This is a genomic window from Komagataeibacter kakiaceti JCM 25156 (genome assembly GCF_000613305.1).
Genome location: NZ_BAIO01000008.1, coordinates 12074 through 29863 on the forward strand (window position 1 = coordinate 12074; position 17790 = coordinate 29863).

General features: G+C 57.8%; 9 protein-coding genes and 4 pseudogenes. 6 read left to right on the forward strand and 7 right to left on the reverse strand.

Translation table 11 applies throughout. The features are described from left to right. Window positions 1-44: 44 nt before the first annotated feature. Complete coding sequence (locus tag JCM25156_RS01845) at window positions 45-1307, reverse strand: cation:proton antiporter (RefSeq protein ID WP_025811852.1); 1263 nt, start codon at window positions 1305-1307, stop codon at window positions 45-47. 157 nt (window positions 1308-1464) lie between these two features. Here JCM25156_RS01845 and JCM25156_RS01850 point away from each other — a divergent pair, with 157 nt between their 5' ends. Together JCM25156_RS01850 and JCM25156_RS20675 are read left to right on the forward strand one after the other, a co-directional pair. After that, window positions 1465-2742 carry a hypothetical protein gene (locus JCM25156_RS01850; RefSeq protein ID WP_014106948.1) on the forward strand — a complete coding sequence of 426 codons (1278 nt, stop codon included), beginning with the start codon at window positions 1465-1467 and terminating at the stop codon, window positions 2740-2742. A 328-nt stretch (window positions 2743-3070) separates the two neighbouring features. Continuing rightward, window positions 3071-3870, forward strand: a pseudogene (locus JCM25156_RS20675) (helix-turn-helix domain-containing protein); the annotation flags it as partial. Between the two features lie 206 nt (window positions 3871-4076). On the opposite strand, the pseudogene JCM25156_RS20680 reads toward JCM25156_RS20675, so the two are convergent. After that, window positions 4077-5089: pseudogene (locus JCM25156_RS20680) on the reverse strand (AbrB family transcriptional regulator). A 78-nt stretch (window positions 5090-5167) separates the two neighbouring features. Then, window positions 5168-5737 (reverse strand): hydrolase, encoded by a 570-nt coding sequence (locus JCM25156_RS01870; RefSeq protein ID WP_025811855.1) that lies wholly within the window; start codon window positions 5735-5737, stop codon window positions 5168-5170. 116 nt (window positions 5738-5853) lie between these two features. On the opposite strand from JCM25156_RS01870, the gene JCM25156_RS01875 reads away from it, so the two are divergent. Then, window positions 5854-6459 carry a TetR/AcrR family transcriptional regulator gene (locus JCM25156_RS01875; RefSeq protein ID WP_025811857.1) on the forward strand — a complete coding sequence of 202 codons (606 nt, stop codon included), beginning with the start codon at window positions 5854-5856 and terminating at the stop codon, window positions 6457-6459. 159 nt (window positions 6460-6618) lie between these two features. Here JCM25156_RS01875 and JCM25156_RS01880 read toward each other — a convergent pair whose 3' ends face one another. After that, window positions 6619-7512: an alpha/beta fold hydrolase gene (locus JCM25156_RS01880; RefSeq protein WP_025811859.1), complete on the reverse strand. Its 894-nt coding sequence runs from the start codon at window positions 7510-7512 to the stop codon at window positions 6619-6621. A 952-nt stretch (window positions 7513-8464) separates the two neighbouring features. On the opposite strand from JCM25156_RS01880, the gene JCM25156_RS27510 reads away from it, so the two are divergent. Next, window positions 8465-9403, forward strand: coding sequence for a replication protein RepA (locus tag JCM25156_RS27510; RefSeq protein WP_082084927.1), 939 nt, complete (start codon window positions 8465-8467; stop codon window positions 9401-9403). An 87-nt stretch (window positions 9404-9490) separates the two neighbouring features. Continuing rightward, window positions 9491-10174 (forward strand): annotated as a pseudogene (locus JCM25156_RS27515) (IS630 family transposase); the annotation flags it as partial. A 134-nt stretch (window positions 10175-10308) separates the two neighbouring features. Here JCM25156_RS27515 and JCM25156_RS29275 read toward each other — a convergent pair. From JCM25156_RS29275 to JCM25156_RS27520, 3 genes are all read right to left on the reverse strand, one after another. After that, window positions 10309-10485 carry a hypothetical protein gene (locus tag JCM25156_RS29275; RefSeq protein ID WP_159104948.1) on the reverse strand — a complete coding sequence of 59 codons (177 nt, stop codon included), beginning with the start codon at window positions 10483-10485 and terminating at the stop codon, window positions 10309-10311. 236 nt (window positions 10486-10721) lie between these two features. Beyond that, window positions 10722-11420: a hypothetical protein gene (locus JCM25156_RS01890; protein WP_007400691.1), complete on the reverse strand. Its 699-nt coding sequence runs from the start codon at window positions 11418-11420 to the stop codon at window positions 10722-10724. Further along, complete coding sequence (locus JCM25156_RS27520) at window positions 11417-12091, reverse strand: ParA family protein (protein WP_232275864.1); 675 nt, start codon at window positions 12089-12091, stop codon at window positions 11417-11419. The genes JCM25156_RS01890 and JCM25156_RS27520 overlap by 4 nt, the downstream gene beginning before the upstream one ends. Window positions 12092-12641: 550 nt before the next feature. Between JCM25156_RS27520 and JCM25156_RS20685 the strand changes: the two are divergent. Then, window positions 12642-17737 (forward strand): annotated as a pseudogene (locus tag JCM25156_RS20685) (lactate dehydrogenase). The last annotated feature ends 53 nt before the right edge of the window (window positions 17738-17790 follow it).

Below are 17790 nucleotides of genomic sequence, written 5' to 3' on the forward strand. Positions count from 1 at the left end.
TGATTGACCTGCAGGCATTTTGTCGCCGCATGTTGCATGAGAAATCATTCTGGCCCGGATGTTGATGATGGGTAAAGCCTGCGGACGACCCATTCCATGGTCAGTCCCTGTACGATCGTGGTAAACACCACCACACCGTAACAGACAGGCAGCAACAGGTTGCGCAATTCACCTGGTGGCAATCCAAGCGCCAGTGAGACCGAGATGCCACCGCGCAAACCACCCCAGGTCAGGATACCAAGAACACGGCCCCGTTCCCATTGTCTGAGATGAATCGGAAGAGTGGAGAACAACACGCTCAGTGCGCGCACGACAATAGACAGCGGAATCACCATGAGCGTCGCCATCATGGTAAACAGACGCGGCGTGATCTCCAGAATTTCAAAACCGATAAGCATGAATAGCAGGACATTCAGCACTTCGTCCATAAGGGTCCACGCGACATCGAGGTTCTGGCGGGATGCTTCATCGAAAACGGAATCGCTATAGCTGGTTCCAAAACACAATCCAGCCACGACGACAGCTATCGCGCCTGACATGCCAAGATGGCTGGCGATACTGAAGGTTCCGGTCGCTAGGGCCAATGACGTCAGCAGATCGATATGCGGATCCCGTTGCTCCTTGAGTACACGAAGCGCGATCCATCCGGTCATGGCACCTAACAGACCACCACCAAGCGCCTCACGGCAAAAGCTGAGCACAATCGCAGAAGCGGCCAGACCCTGACTGTCTCCGGTCGCCAACTCGATCGTCACACCAAAAATAACAACTCCCACACCGTCATTGAACAGACTCTCGCCCGCGAAAACTGCCTGAAGTGGTCCCGGAAGTCGCAGACGCTTCAGCATGCCCACGACCGAAACCGGATCTGTGGGTGCGAGAATCGCACCGAGCACGATGCACCATGAAAACGGAACGGCATGGCCCATCAGGGGCAAAATACTCCAGACTGCACCCGCCAGAAGGACCACAGCCAACACCGTTCCAAGGACAGAGAGGGCTGTCACGGACATCAATTTGGCACGCAGGTGCCCGACATCAACCTGCATGGCTCCCGCAAAGAGAAGAAGTGATAACACACCGTTCAGAAGCGCTACGGGTAGATTGATGATCCCCAGCATAGACCGCGACAGAGCCTGCAGATCATAGTCCGGAATCAGCAGGTTCAAAGCCACAACCAGCAGGGATGCCAGCAGCGAAAAGATCAGGACACCGATTGTCGCTGGAACGCGAAACGTGTGGTGATTGAGAATGCTAAAGGCTGCGGCGAGCACGAAAAGCAGGGCAATAAGGCTGATAGTATCCATTATATGATCGCTGGCCCTTCTGATGTTTTGCGTCAAGGAAAACCGGCGTCGGCACCCTAAGCGAAATGCCGGCCACTATGCGAGACCCGGCAGGTATTGACCTATATCCCTGTTACAATCAGTATCTGGGGAGAACGGAATGTTAGTTTGCGGGTAAATGACAGACCTCATTCGAGACCTTATCCTTCGCTGGCGGGATGATCCGGCAGGGACCTATCAGAGTTGGTTCTTGTGGGATGAACGCCTCAAAAACTTCCGGTCTATCCGTCGCGGTCTGCAGCTGGTTGTGGCTGAGATAGCCGCTGGTACATTCGGGGTTGCCTATCGTGGCTCCTCCTTGGAAACAGTTGTACATTCGATTGCTGAGCAGCGTCAGATTTTCAAGGGTGCGGATCATGCATTCTTGTGGAAACCGAAGTTACGCATTCCCGACATCTACGAAAATCCCGCCAATCAGAAAGCATTTGGGCAGCTTCTCGATACCTGTCTGTGCTGCAATACCGAAGAGCATGTAGTCTCGGCCATTCATGCAATCGACGCCAGGAAGATAAAAGGGCTGGGGCCAGCTGTCGCCAATCTGCTGTATTTCCTGCATCCCACGATCATGCCACCTTTCAATACGGCGATCGTGAAGGGCTATAACGCCCTGACCGGATCAAAGGTGAAGCTGGGGCGATGGGAGGAATATCTTGCCATGCGGCAAGGGATACTAAAGCTGAATGCAACCTATCGTGCGCTGCTTTCCAATGATCTTGGTGCTATCGGAGGACTGCTGTTTGATCTCGGAAGCGGACGTTATACAGCGCCGCCTCTCGAAGATAACGAAACAGCACGAAAACTCTGGGAAGCCGATCTTCACCAGGTTAGGGAGCAGAGCGCAAAAGAGGCCCGAACTCTCGCTGCGGAGCGGGAAACAGATCATACTCATACCGAGATTCAGGGATGGCTTCGTGATCTGGGGCTCTCCTTGGGTTACGATGTCTGGATTGCCGCCAATGATCGCAGCCGTCCATGGCAGGACGGCAAGCTGGGGGATGGTTGCCTGTCGGTATTGCCGGGGTTCACGACGGAAACGCAGGGAGCGGAATCCGTGCGTCTGATCGACGTCTTATGGCTTGACCAGGAAAGCCATAGGATTGTTGCAGCATTCGAGGTTGAGCACTCAACGACCATCTATTCCGGTATCGTGCGGATGCTCGACCTTGCTCTCGGGTCAGCGGCGCAGGCTCTGGAAGGGATGTTCCTTGTCGCGCCGGACAAGCGGGAGATTGATGTGCGGGAACAGTTGAAGCGACCGGCTTTCAGCAGGATTGCTGATCTGAAAGTCCGGTATCTGCCTTATGGAGCACTGGAGAAGGATCGTGAGGCAATCAGGCGTTTTGGCCATGGTCTGAAACCGATACAGAGCATTTCCCATCTTCTGACCCCAGTGTGATATCTGCAGTACATCGCCTGTTCTGACGCAAGTTACGATAAGATTGAAGCGACTGCAGCCCACCCTCGCATTGACCCCTTATCGGTCGTATTAGGCTTCGCCTTATTCGCGGCCGTAACCGCGGCTTTCGCCATCGAATCAGCCTCGCCTGCAGTGATCATGATTGGTATCACGATATGGAGGCTGACATTTGGCGAAGTCACGACGTTGCTCCAAACCGCGCTGGCCGATACGGCCAGGAAGACGCCGGGATGATGATCCGGGCCTTTCCAATCTGGAACTTTAGGGTCGTGAAAGAAAGCCTGTTCCAGACCAACATTTTATGATGCGGATATTCCGTCGGCCGCAACACGAAGATGAAGAGCTTGTCCCGGCTGTGGCCGAACATTTTCTGGTGCGGATCATCTCAGGAGAAGCACAGGTCGAGGAACGCGAACTGACAGGTGAATGGACGAAAAGTGAGGCCGGGTCCGGATCATTTTTCCTGACACAGACCGATGCGCCTTACCTCCTGCGCTGGCAGGCTGATCCGGACCGTCCGTTTGAAGTCCTGCATCTTTATCTGGGCCCTACTCTGGTGAACCGCGTCGCCCGATCGTTAGGGCTTAATCCATCACGGCTTTCCATGCGCGAAATTTCCGGTGTTCAGGACGCATTTATCTCTGGCGTTCTGACAGGCCTGACGGCCGAGATCCAGACGACTCATTCGGCCAGTTCTCTATTTGTGAACGGACTTCTGGAAAGTCTGACTGTCCATCTTCTGCGTCATTATGCCCAGACACAGCCTTCGCCCACACCCAGACCCGCACAACTGCCAGCGTGGAAGCTGCGCAAGGCGCTTGATCATATGGAGGCCCATCTCGCCGAACCGTTCGATCTCGATTTTCTGGCCGGGTTGTGCGGGATGAGCCGGTTTCATTTCAGCCGGTCATTCCACAACACCATGGGGCAAAGCCCTTCACGCTGGTTTATCCGGCGGCGTGTGGACCATGCGAAGGACCTTCTATCGCAGACCAACAGGTCCATCATCGAGATTGCCCTGACCAGGGGCTATGAGAGTGCGAGCCATTTTGCACAGATGTTTCGCAGGGAAACCGGCATCAGCCACGCGACTACAGGAAGCTATGACATCATCGGAATGGATATGACCGTCAAACGGGGATACAGCGAAAGAAGATGCTGCGCGCCAGACACGCGGGGTAAATGACTGCACCCTGATGGTCAAATCGCTGCTCCCGCCATCGACCAAAATTGTCGTCACGCCTCAGCGCGAGCGGGTTTGCAAGGGCGGGATCTGTCGCATTGGTCTTCAGCAAGCCCCTCCTCCTTTTCGCCTATTTCCCGTGTATTTCTTGCGACACATCGCGCTGCCCTTTTCCCGACGATCTGCGGGACAGAAAACGCGCCAGAGCTGGCCCGGTGACCAGAACACAGAAAAATCGGGCGACCTGCATGGCAATGACGAAAGGCATGTCCACTTTTGTGGTCGAGGCGATAATGGAGACGGAATCAGCTCCACCAGGACTGGTTGCAAGATAAGCCGTCAGCAGATCCACATGCGCCAGCCGGGCAAGTATCAATGCAAAGCCGCCACACACCGCAATCAGCGCGAGGATGGAACCCAGCACACGTGGAAAGACACGTCCGGCATAAGCCAGCACATCTGGCGTAAACCGCATGCCGATGCCCCACCCGACCAGGCATAGGCCGCGACCAGCAGAAGATGCGGCTGTTCGATCGGCAGATGGGCGCCGAGCCTTACGGCCATCCCGATCCCCATCGGCACAAGCAGTCCCCCGGCCGGCACGCGCAGACGGGTGCCCAGGGCGCTCCCTGCCAGCGCGATCACCAGCGCCAGTAAAGCCCCCTGCCATGAGAGGGTCTGTGCCACGACCAGCGGGGCGGACGGCGTTCCGGCCACACGCGCAATAACCGCCGCAATGACGGCGCAGCAGGCCACGCGCAGATACTGCATGAAGGCGACGAGCCGCATATCCGCTCCATATGATTCCGCCATCAGCGTCATGACCGTGGCCGCACCGGGTGACGAACCCCAGATCGCGGTATTGCCGGGTAGCAGGCGCGAGCGTGTCAACAGCCAGCCGAGAAGGGCTGCCGCAGACAGGGTAGAAAACGTACCGGCAACAAAGACCGGCCAGCTGGCTGCCATTTCGTGAAAGATCGAGGCTGAAAGATAGCTGGCGATCATGACCCCGACCACGCCCTGTGCGCCGAGAAAGGCCCAGCGGGGAATACGGACCGCACTACCCCGTGTGGCCAGTACGACCGCCGCCCCCAGTGGTCCCAGCAGCGGCGCGGCCGGCAGGCGTAAGACGGCCAGAAGCATACCGAAAACCAGCGAAAGCAGCGCCAGTAAGCCCCATCGCCCGGTCAGCAGCCACGCTGATGGCCCTACCCTCACTGCTTAACCGCCAAACACGATTGTATCGGAAGGCAGCACGCGTGCAATCCGCGGGAGGATCGAGCGGACGGAAACATCATGAAGGTCTGCTGACAGGCTGGTGCAGAGATCCTCGGCGATGACAATATGGTAGCCAAGTTCCCAGCCGTGCCGTGCGGTGGATTCAACCCCGAAATTCGTAGCAATACCGCCCAGTACGACCGTTCGGATGCCCCGCCTGCGAAGCTGAAGGTCAAGTTCCGTGCCTGTAAATGCCCCCCACTGATGTTTGGTGATGACGATATCGCCAGGTGCTGCCAGCCCGTCCGCCAGGTGCGCCCAGTCCGCTGGCAGGCCGCCTTCCGGCGGGCTTAAGGGCTGGTCGGCCAGACCGGGTGGCGCGTCGGCAAAGTCGGGTGCAAACGCGACCCGAACCAGTACGACCGTAGCACCGGCATCCCGGAAGCAGGCAGCAAGCGATTTACCGCTCTCCAGCACCTGCGACGATGGCCGCGGGGCGGTTGGCAGGGCAAGTATGCCATTCTGCAGGTCAATGAGGACAAGAGCGGTGGTTCGTGGGTCAAATCTGTTCACGGATCGGCGCCTTCCGGGATCTGGATACATGGTCGGGTCAAACATCGACCGGCAATGGAAAATCGGTTATGCGAGGACTGTCTCGCATAAAAGAAAGTTGAGGGTACCCTCGCATTATGTCAAGCCCGCCCCGTTCATCACCACTCGCGCCCAAGCGGCAGCGCGGACGCGACCGCGTTGAAGCGATCCTTACGGCCGCGACAACGGTCTTTGGCGAGAAATCTTACGAGGCGGCGACAATGACCGAGATCGCTGCCCGCGCCAGCACGGCAATTGGTTCGCTCTACCGTTTTTTCCCGACCAAGGACGTGCTGGCCGCCGCAGTACTCGAACGCTACGGCGCGCGGCTCCTGCATGCCCTGGATGAGTTGGTCGACCGCGATCCGCCGCTGTCGCCACGTGATGCAGCAGAAGGACTGCTGGACATCATCCAGCGTCTGCGGACGGAACGCTCAGTCGTCCTTTCCCTGCTCGACAGCGGGATTACCCTGCCAGATGGGACAGGAACGCTCCGCAAGGCGCTGATCGGGCGCATGAGCCAGCTGTTGTCACGGCTGGGTGGTTTTCCGGGGCCACATGACGAACGGGCCGTGATGCTGCTGCATCTGGTCAAGACGATCTTTGCCCTGCCACAGGATCATTCGGCCCCCCGCCCGGCCCAGGACAAGGAAGCCGTTACGGTGCTGCGGCTCTATCTGGAACATGCTGCCGCTTCCCGCTGATCCGGGTCAGAGGTCGCTCCGTAACCTCTGAATCCGCACACAACCAATCGGTATCTCCAGCGATCGCGTCATCTGAATCGAACGGGTCTGCTTTTCAAAGCATAACTGACTATAATGCGGTGAAAATCGCGCTTTGACTCTCCAACTGTTTCGCGAAGGTCAGAGAAACGCATCAAGCCAATGCAACAGTTCTACCGGAGCTTCCTCCTGCGGACTATGACCACAGTCGATCGCGTATCCCCGCACGTCCACGGCTTTTTCGCGCCATGTCTCGACAACATCATATAACGCGCCCACGGTGCCACGTGCGCCCCACAGAGCCAGTAATGGGGCCTCAATCCGCTTGTCTGCATCAGCTGCATCATGGACGAGGTCGATGCCTGCTGCAGCGCGGTAGTCTTCGCACGCTGCATGGCGCATTGCCGGGTCGGCGTAGCATCGACGATATTCGGCCATGACACGCGGATCGACCGATCCTGGTATCTTGATCTGTCCTGCAATGTGGCTTTCGAGAAAAAAGTCTGGATCCCCACTGATCAGCCTTTCAGGCAAGGGGGCGGCCTGGATCAGAAAAAACCACCAGAAATAGCGTCGGGCGAATTCCATATTGGTCCGGGCATACATCGTTGCTGTCGGTGCGATATCGATCAGCACCAGTTTTTCCACCGCTTGCGGTGCATCCAGCGCCATGCGGTGCGCCACCCGTCCGCCCCGGTCATGCCCGACAACCATGAACCGTTCAAATCCAAGCTGGTGCATGACGCCAACCAGATCAGCTGCCATGGCCCGCTTGGAATAGTTGGCGTGATCCTTCCCACCTTCAGGCTTGGCGCTATCACCATAACCCCGCAGATCTGGGGCCACGATGGTAAAACGTTTCGCCAGTGCGGGCGCAACCTTATGCCAGGTCAGATGCATCTGCGGATGACCATGCAGCATGAGCAGCGGCGGTCCGTTTCCGCCGGTAGCCGTGCGGATCCGCACGCCATTCACCTCGATATCCCGCCAGCTAAAGCCCGGCAATAGATCGGGGAATTTCCTGATTGCGGTCATGCTTTCACCTGCATTCGTCCAGTGGCACACAGCAAAAAAGCAGAATATCAGGAAACCAGTATTTCCCCTGATGAAGACCTGTTGATTATCTCCCTGCCGCGACTCACAACGGCGTCACTGGGTAGATCAGTTGGGATATCCGAGAGGGTCGATTCGCAGAGTCTGCGGAAATAGACAGGGCCATGTCACGCGTGATCACGGACGTCAGCCCCCAGTGTAACCACAACATCCAGATGAGGACTTTGGCGGGCGTAGCCCACGCCACGACATTATCCCGACAGACCGTAAAACGTACATCGACGGAGCCAGCGTCTCAACGCGCCACCCGACCAAGTGAAAGTTCTGAACACCTGTTCCAGGCTACATTCCCGCCAGAGTCCTCATGGAGTTTCTTTCAGAGGCAAAAACTGAGGACTCTGGCGGGAACATGCGACGCGCAAGGTTAATTTCTGAGATATGCCGGAAATCTGGAGCCGAAATAGATCGCAAAACGGTCCTCGAAGTGAGGACTCTAGCGGGGTTTTGTGCGCCAAAAACAGGTTCATCCGCCGAACATCAAGGAAAATCGGGCTGTTAGAAGCCTCCTAACCTGAAAATTTCTCAGTTTTGAGGACTTTGACGGGGGCCAAATTAGCGCTATCTGCAAATCGAGGACTCTGACGGGAAACTTGATGCCTTCAGAGATACCGATTCGCTACACCTCCCTTTTGCGAGGTGACCAACAGGGGACTGAGGACTGTAGCGGAAAAACTGAGGACTCTAGCGACACGTGCTTACGGAGCAAGCACGATTCGCATAAGTTATCCCGAGGACACTAACGGGACAAACTAATATTAGAATACAATTATCTTTAACTAGTATTAGATCCCGCTACAGTCCTCAGAGACATTCTGAACAAATCCGTGCATCATGGACGCAGAATCGAGCCAACATACATATGCCTAGGGGAGCCATGATGGCGGAAGTGCATGACTTGCTTCAGGAGCATGGTCGACAGCATGTACTCCAGCTGGACATGGACCGCCGTGTCGTTGATGCGGCCGCCGCATATCTGACGGACGAAGATGCCGGACTAGGTTTCATGTATAGCGGCTGGGCACAAGCACCGCTCCCACATAAAAAACAGCCCGACTCTGCACCTTGGCAGGTTCGCACCGACAGAGTTACCCTTCTCGTAGAACCAGGTCGACGAACACTTCCGAATGGGGAACTTCAATGGATTGGTGTCCCATACGGAAGTCGAGCAAGACTTATACTGCTATATCTACAAACCGAGGCTCTAAGAACCCAGAGTCGCGAAATTGAGCTCGGAAAGTCGCTTCGCGACTGGCTTAAGAAGATGAACATCTCTCCTGGCGGCAAAACGATAGCCGACGTAAGAGAGCAGGCACTCCGCATCACGCGCTGTCGTCTCACTTTCGAGGTCCAACAAGCAGGAAAGTCAGCATTAGTACAACAACTTATAGTCGACAAAGCACTGTTTACGGAAGATGGCGAGGACTCTAGCGGGGGACAACTTTTAGCGCGGACGAAGCTAAGTGAAACATTCTACGATCAGCTTCGTCGACATCCTGTTCCTATCCAGGAATCCGCAATTCGAGCGATCAGTAAACACTCGATGGCTTTAGATATATATTGCTGGCTTGCATATCGGCTGCATGTCCTCCAGAAGGACACGCCAATCACTTGGAAGGGTCTTCACGCCCAGTTCGGCGCTGGCGTAAAACGCCTAGACCATTTCCGTGATACCTTCTGCGCTCAACTCAACCTGGCACTAGCAGTATATCCAGAGGCGGCAGTCAAACTGAGTGCTGTGGGCCTAACGTTAGTTCCCTCACCTCCACCTGTTGAGCCAAAACGCACGGTAGTCGCGTTTCCTAGGTCCCGCTAAAGTCCTCACTCAACGTAGACGATGAAAACGTCTGCGTCGCATAGAGGCAAATCAGTAGACTAATTGCGGACGAACAGTCGAAGATAGCCGCATCGGGCTGAAACCTTCAAACTGTCGACGGACCCGCTATTCGTCGACAAGGTTCGGGATATTGTCGGTCTTTACATGTCGCCACCGAACCGCGCGATCGTGCTGTGCGTCGACGAGAAATCCTAGATCCAGGCGCTGGACCGCGAACAGCCCGTCCTGCCCATGGTACCGGGCGTGCCGGAACGACGTACCCATACCTATCTCCGGAACGGCACGACGTCGCTGTTTGCAGCCCTCGACATCGCAACAGATGCGGTAATCGGCAAATGCTACTAACGTCATCGTACCACGGGATTTCTCGACTTCCTGAAACGTATCGATGCCGAGATGCCTGATGACCTGGATGTTCATCTCGTGCTGGATAACTACGCCACACATAAAACGACCACGATCAAGACGTGGCTCGCGCGCCGCCCGCATTGGCATGTTCACTTCACGCCCACCTCGGCTTCCTGGATCAATCCGGTAGAGCGCTGGTTCGCCGAACTGACGCGCAAGCAACTCCGGCGCGGCGTGCATCGGTCAACAACTGCACTCGAAGCCGACATCACAACTTTTATCGATGCACATAACAAAAACCCACGGCCGTATCGGTGGGTCAAATCAGCCGACCAGATCCTCGCCTCGGTGAAGCGCTTTTGTCATAAGACAATGAGCCGAACTTCAGATTCAGGTGACTAGTACTAGGCACTCTCGCGTGTAGTCGTCCTCAACGGTCAGCACGCGGAAGCGACATCCGTTGTCCAGCGCGAATTAGGACCGTCGGGCACCGGCGTCGGCGAGTAGGTGCCCATTTCCTATTTCTGGCCACCACACTAATGGACCGACAACCCTTCCTTGCGATACAACCGGAACAGCTTCTTGTGGATCAGGATTACTCCTTCGCATTCCAGAAAGATGTGCCGACCCTGATAGGGAAACTGGCATCGTTGCTCACGCAAGGTGGCGCGGTAGGCCGCGCACCTCGGTATCGCATGAACGGTACGACGCATAGCGCCACGTCCTTGGGTCGACGGTGATGAGACTACGGGCCCGTCCCCGCCGTTGCGAGTAATCCCGTTTGGACACCGCCTTAGTCAGAGCACTACGCCGTAATGCCGGGCGTCTCACGAGTTTCCTACTTGCTGCTCCTCAAGCCCACCGTATTTCGATCGTCTTGTGTAGAGGGTCGCGTTGCCGATCCCGTAATAGATGCAGGTGTTGGCCTCCTAATGCTCTCTCGAAACTTTTACTCGTCACCGATAAGTTCATCGATTTCACGTAAGCGCTTTCGGATGGCAACAAGCTGTTCCAGCATTTGGCGCCTGGTGGATCTAAGGCGCCGCGCCTCTGTTACGAGCGCGGCAAAATCAACATGAGATGCAGGCCGCTTGATTGACTTTCGGAATGCTATGATTGCAGAACGAGACGCGCTGGGTCCGACTAGGCCCTTTTCGCGCGCCGCTTCAAGCTCCTCTGGTCCCAGCAAAGTCAGCTGATACGCTGCACTATATGAACCCGGTAGTAACGTCTCGCTAATTCGGCCACTATCCACCATGCTTGCGATCCGACGCAACTGGGAGGCCACCGGTTCGGAGAAAGGGAAAAAGCGTTCGAAACTGGCTTTAAGACGGTTTTTTTCTTCTCTCGAAAAAAGTGCATTTTCTAGCGTATTTAATGCTCGGCCGATTTCCAGAAAGGAACGCGCAGCCTTTTCCCACGCAGATGTTACGGCGCGCTGGGTATCAAGAATGATCCGGATGCGGCCCTCGTCCTTCGCAAGGTCCGTTCCGGAAAATACTGATGCAATTGTCTCCAAGGTTTCAGAAGATACGGTGGTGAGTTCATGTAGCTCGCTAGGACGCGCATCAGATGGCTGTATTTCGTCAGCATCAAGGCCCTGCAAGGCTCGCAGCGAGATGCCGCGCGTCGAATTGGCTTTGCTCACAGGTCCAACTCCTGTCGCAAGTATGACCAGAGTGCGCCAAACGCTTCCGCGTTTTTGGGCCGACTTAGATCCATGACGCCTAACCCTTTACCATTTGCGAGTGATATTTCCTCTGCTTGGGCGATTTCTACGGGACACACGGGGCCGACATTTAGCAATTTGGAGCGGATAGTCGCGTAGGAACGAGTTCGAATATTCGCCCGATTAATGATGAACGCTGCTTTCGCACCGCTCTGTTTCAAATGGCGCATCCACGGTATCACGCTGTCTAAATCGTCTTGGCTTTGCTGGCATGGAACCAGAACAAAATCAGAACCTTCACACAAGCCCAAGATTGCTGTCATGTTGATTTCGATCGAGGGCGGCGTGTCGATGACAATAAAATCGGCGGAGGATTGCCTCGCCATTTTCAGGGTAGACCGCCAGTCATCAAGGGACGCGCGATGTACAGGAATATGGGACACGGCCGGAATACTCGCACGGACGCGTTCCCTGCGTTCCGCCCATGTGGCTAGAGTTGCCTGTTTATCCATATCCAGTCCTAATACTTGTCTGCCAGATTGAGCAGCTAAAACAAGTATATTCCGGGATAACGACGATTTTCCAACACCACCCTTTGGCGATGATAGCATCACGATGGATTGTTTTGATGGAGAGGGATGTTTTGTCATTGGGACCTTATCGATGCAGGAGTTCCGCGGACCGCCACCGTATAGAAGGAGTTTTTACAGGACAGCTTTCTGAAGACAAGAGAAGAGTTCCAAATCTTTTACGCCGTAAAAATTTTACCGCGTAAAACGCTTTTGTCTGTTGATTTGGTGCGTTGCTTGCGCAGGACGTATCGTCCGGGGTCACAGTTAGATTACCTATGGTCGGGAGCGCCAGAGCTTTGAGCCGATTGCCCGTTGTTTGCCGAAGAGGAACGGCCAAAAAAAAGGTCTAAATAAGACAAAACTGCACCAGATCGGCCAGCGCGCCGCAAGGGGTAGCTCCTCCCCGTGCTCGGCGTCTGCGTCGCCTGCGCGCGGGTCCGGTGCTGCCGCTACGCGGCACCCTTGCCCCGCACTGCCCGACCCGGTTGCAATGAGAGCTGAAGGAAAGAGTAATCAGGCGACACAACCTGATTAGCACGCCCGTTCCTGACATCCCGAAAACCTGACCCGGAAACATCCCGGCCTGCAGAAGCAGCGCCGGGTGCCGGCGTTTGTACGGAGCACGGCCATGTCGTTCCAGCTCAACCTCTTCGGCACAACCGCTCTCGCAGATACCCAGAACGACCTTTTCTGGGGCGAACTTGAAGGCGAAGACGGCGCGTCCTCCGTCCCGCCTGCCACACCGGCCGCGATGGTCCTTCCCAAGATCGACTTTCATATGGTGGCCGACCGAGGCCTCGCTGACACCTGGAACCAGCGGGCCCGTGACAATGCACTGGCTATCGCGCTGCTCAAGGAGATCGAAGAAGCAGATCGAAACGCCGCGTCCCCCGAACAGATCGTCCTGTCACGCTTCATCGGCTTTGGAGCAGGAGAACTGGCGAACAACCTGTTTCCATCGGGAAGCGATAGCACCCGCCAGGCTGGGAAGAGATTGGCGAGGCGATCAATGCCTCCACAACAGACGTTGAAAGGGCAGGACTGAAGCGCGCGACACAATATGCGCATTTTACGCCTGAACTGATCGTGCACGCACTCTGGAACAAAGTGCTGCAGATGGGCTTCAGAGGCGGTTCCGTGCTTGAACCCGGCTGTGGGACCGGTCTTTTCATCGCAGCCCGACCGGAAACGCTCGAGGGACGCATCGCCTTTACCGGGATCGAGAATGATCCGATTACGGCAAGGATTGCACGCAGGCTCTATCCGAACCAGTGGATCCGCAGCGAGGATTTCACGACAGTGAAGCTCGCAGACGGGTATGACCTTGCGATCGGTAATCCACCCTTTTCCAATCGCACCGTGCGTGGCCCGGAAGGTCTGGGGCGGCTTGGCTGAGCCTGCATGACTTTTTCATCGCCCGATCCATCGAAGCACTCCGCCCGGGCGGCATCGCAATGTTCGTGACGTCCCGCCATACGCTGGACAAGACGGACAGCACCGCGCGCCGGACCATCGCCGAGATGGCTGACCTCGTGGGGGCGGTCCGGCTCCCCGCCGGGGCAATGCGCGATGACGCCGGCACGGACGTGGTGGTGGACGTACTGGTGTTACGCAAGCGCATGATCGGCGACATGGCCGATGACGAGACCTGGCTGGAAACCGACGCCCTTACGGATAGCGACCAGGGTAACGGTCCACTCCTCGTCAATCGCTACTTTCTCGACCATCCGGAGCAGGTGCTTGGCCATCACGGCTGGACCACCACCCAGTTCGGTCCCGATTACACATGCGACGCGCGTGCCGACGGCAGGCTCGATGTGATGTTGCCCGGGGCCCTGAGCCGGATCGGGCAGGACGTGCGCTTTCCGGAACCCCTGGACCAGCGTATTGTCCGGCCGGTGGGAGCCGGTGTGCTGGTCGGCACGGCTGCCGATGGCGCCCAACTGAAAGAGGCTCCTACTTCGTCACGAAAGGCGTCCTGCAGCAGATCTGCGACGGACAGGCCACCACGGTCGCCATCAGGAAGGGGGATCAGAAGGATGGCCTCTTCCAGAAGCATGCCCGGATCATTACCGCGCTGATACCCGTCCGGGATGCGGCACGCGCGGTCCTGCGGGCGCAGATGGAGAACCTGCCCTATGGACGCCTGCAAGGTGACCTGAAGCGTGCCTATTTCAGCTTTGTCCGACAGTTCGGGCCGATCAACCTGATGAATGTGACGGTCCGCATCGATCCAGAAACCGGGGTCGAAAACGAAACCCAGCGGCGGCCGAACCTTACGCCATTTTACGATGATCCCGACGTCTGGCTGGTCTCGTCCATCGAGGAATACGACGAGGCGACACAGAAAGGCCGGATGGGACCGATTTTCTCGGAACGGGTCATTCATGCGCCTGTCGAACCCGAGATCCATTCCGCCCACGACGCCCTGGCCGTCTGCCTGCATGAAACAGGCAGTGTGGAAATGCCGCGGATCGCGGAACTGATGGGACAGTCCGAAGCTGAGGTCGCGGCCGCATTGGGGGACGCGGTCTATCTCGATCCGGTACGAAGCGTGGATGGTCGCGATATCTGGGTCACGGCTGATGAAATGCTCTCCGGCGCCGTGCGGACCAAGCTGGAAGAGGCACGCGATGCAGCCCGGATCGATGGGCGCTACGCCCGGAACGTCACGGCGCTGGAAGCCGTCCAGCCAGCCGATCTGCGTCCGTCGGAGATCACCGCGCGCTTGGCGCTCCCTGGTTGCCGGTCAGCGACATCATCGCCTTTACCGCCGAAGTGCTCGGGGTCGAAACGGTCATCTATCACGCGCCTGCGGTCGCCTGCTGGACCGTGGAGAAACGGGCGTTCATGGGCAAGGCCGAGGCGACGTCAGTCTGGGGAACGGAACGGCGACATGCCGGCGAACTGCTGGAAGATGCCCTGACGCAGGCATCGCCAAAAATATGGGATGTCTGGCGTGATGGCGATGGCAATGAGCACCGCGAACTGAACACACAGGAGACGGAAGCCGCAAAGGAAAAACTGGCGGCGATCAGGCGTGCGTTCGAGACATGGGTCTGGCAGGATAGCGATCGGGCCGAGCGGCTGGTCCGGCTGTACAATGATACTTACAACAATCTGGTTGCACGCGCGTTTGATGGCTCCCATCTGCGCCTGCCCGGTGCAAGCACCACGATCAGCCTGCGCCCCCACCAGAAACGGGTCATCTGGCGGATCATCGCCGCGGGCGGCACGTATATCGCGCACGCGGTCGGCTCCGGAAAGACCTTCTCGATGGTTGCGGCCGTCATGGAGCAGAAGCGGCTTGGGCTGATCAGCAAGGCGATGATCGCCGTCCCCGGTCACTGCCTCGCCCAGATGGCCCGCGAATTCCTCATGCTCTACCCGACCGCACGGATCCTCGTCGCCGACGAGACGAACTTCGTGAAGGCAAAGCGCCAGCGGTTCCTCGCCCGGGCCGCGACCGGAAACTGGGATGCGATCATCATCACGCATGATGCATTCAGGTTCATCCCGGTAGAGGGGAATTTCGAACGCCAGATGATCGAGGCGCAGATCGCGTCTTACGAGGAAGTGCTGGAAAGCGTCGACGCGGCCGACCGCCTGTCGCGCAAGCGGGTCGAGAGCATGAAGGAGAAGATGCAGGCGAAGCTGGAAGGCCTTGCCGCTCGAAAGGATGATCTCGTGCATCTGGGAGAGATCGGCATCGACCAGATCCTCGTTGATGAAGCGCAGCAGTTCCGGAAGCTGAGTTTTGCAACCAACCAGTCCGACCTCAAGGGGGTCGATCCGAACGGCTCGCAGCGGGCCTGGGATCTCTTCGTAAAGACGCGCTACCTGGCGGCAAAAAATCCGGAACGTCCGCTGATCATGGCGTCCGGCTCCCCGATCACCAATACGCTCGCCGAAATGTGGACGGTCAGCCGCTATATGGATATTGAGGCGCTGCAGAAGCGCTACCTGCATGAATTCGATGCCTGGGCAGCCAATTTCGGCGAAACCCGTACCGAACTGGAACTGCAGCCAAGCGGGCTTTACAAGCCGGTCACGCGCTTCACCGAGTTCGTCAACGTAGCCGACCTCATGGCGATGTATCGCGACTTCGCGGATGTCGTGCAGCACGATGACCTGCGCCAGTACGTGAAACTGCCTGCGATCCGGGGCGGACGCCGCGAGATTATTGTCGCGCCGACAAACGATAACTTCAGGGCCTACCAGAAGACGCTGGCGGCCCGCATCAACGCTATCGAAGCACGCCAGGGGCGTCCCCAGAAGGGCGATGACATCCTCCTGTCCGTCATCACGGATGCCCGTCATGCCGCGATCGACCTGCGCTTCGTCGCCCCTCTCGCCGCGAATGATGACACGTCGAAGCTCAACCTGTTGATCGGGAACGTGTTCCGGATCTGGCAGGAGACATCAGAAAGCCGTTACAGCGATCCTGAAACCGGTCGGCCGTACGACCTGCCGGGGGCGGTGCAGATGATCTTTTCGGATCTGGGCACCGAGAGCGCGATGGAGACACGCGGTTTTTCCGCCTACACGTGGATCCGCGATGAACTGATCCGCCTGGGCGTGCCGCGCGCGGAAATCGCGTTCATGCAGCACTACAGGAAGAGTGCGGCGAAGCAGAAGCTGTTTGGTGATCTCAATGCCGGCCGCAAGCGGATCCTGATCGGCTCGACGGCGACCATGGGCACCGGCGTCAACGCCCAGCAGCGCCTCAAGGCCCTGCACCATCTCGACGTGCCGTGGCTGGTCTCCGACATCATCCAGCGCGAGGGCCGCATCGAGCGGCAGGGCAACCAGCACGCGGAAATCGAACTCTACGCCTATGCCCAGCAGGGTTCTGTTGACGCGACCAACTGGCAGCTCCTCGAACGCAAGCAGCGCTTTATTGGCCTTGCGATGTCAGGTGACCGTTCCATCCGGCGGATCGAGGACATTGGCGGGGAAGGGGGAAACCAGTTCGCCATGGCCAAGGCGCTCGCCTCAGGCGATGCCCGGCTGATGCACAAAGCCGGGCTGGAGGCCGATCTTGCGCGGCTCGAGAGGCTGGCGGCCGCCCATTATGACGACCAGTTCGCCGTAAAACGTGCCATCGACCGGGCCGAGCGTGAGATTGCGGGCGCGGAGCGCCAGATCCCGCTCATCGAGGCGGATATCGCCAGCCGTCAGCCCACGAAGGGGGATGCGTTCGTATTGCGCAGGAACAAGGGGGACCTCACCGAGCGCGAGAAGGCCGGGTCATGGCTCCTGTCCCAGGTCCGCCTGGCGGCGAAGAACGGTGAGGCAGGGGTCTGGAACCTCGGACGCATCGGTGGGTTCGCCGTCATGTGCGAAGCTGGGCCAGGCCGTCGCGTGTACTACGAAAAGCGCGCGGTCGACGTGACGCTGTTTGTGGAAGCACGCTCGGGTCGCATTGAGATCGCCGTCGAGGACGACACGAAGGGCCTTGGGCTGACGTCGCGTCTCGAGCATGCGCTGCTTCGGATCGACGACGCGCTCCGTGACGCAATCCGGATGCGGGAGGAAGCGCAGCGTCGCCTGCCATCCTACCGGGCCCGTCTGGGCCTGCCGTTCGCGGAACAGGCGATGCTTGATGAAAAGCGCGCCGAGCTGAAAGCGCTGGAAGACGATCTGGCGGCGACCGCGACCGATGAAGACCCGGTGCATGACGACACCGAGGACAGGGAGAAGGAAAAAGAGGCGGCAGCCTGAGAAGGGCTGCCATCTCCGGTCAGGCGCCGCAAGGGGTGGCGCCTCCCCGTGCT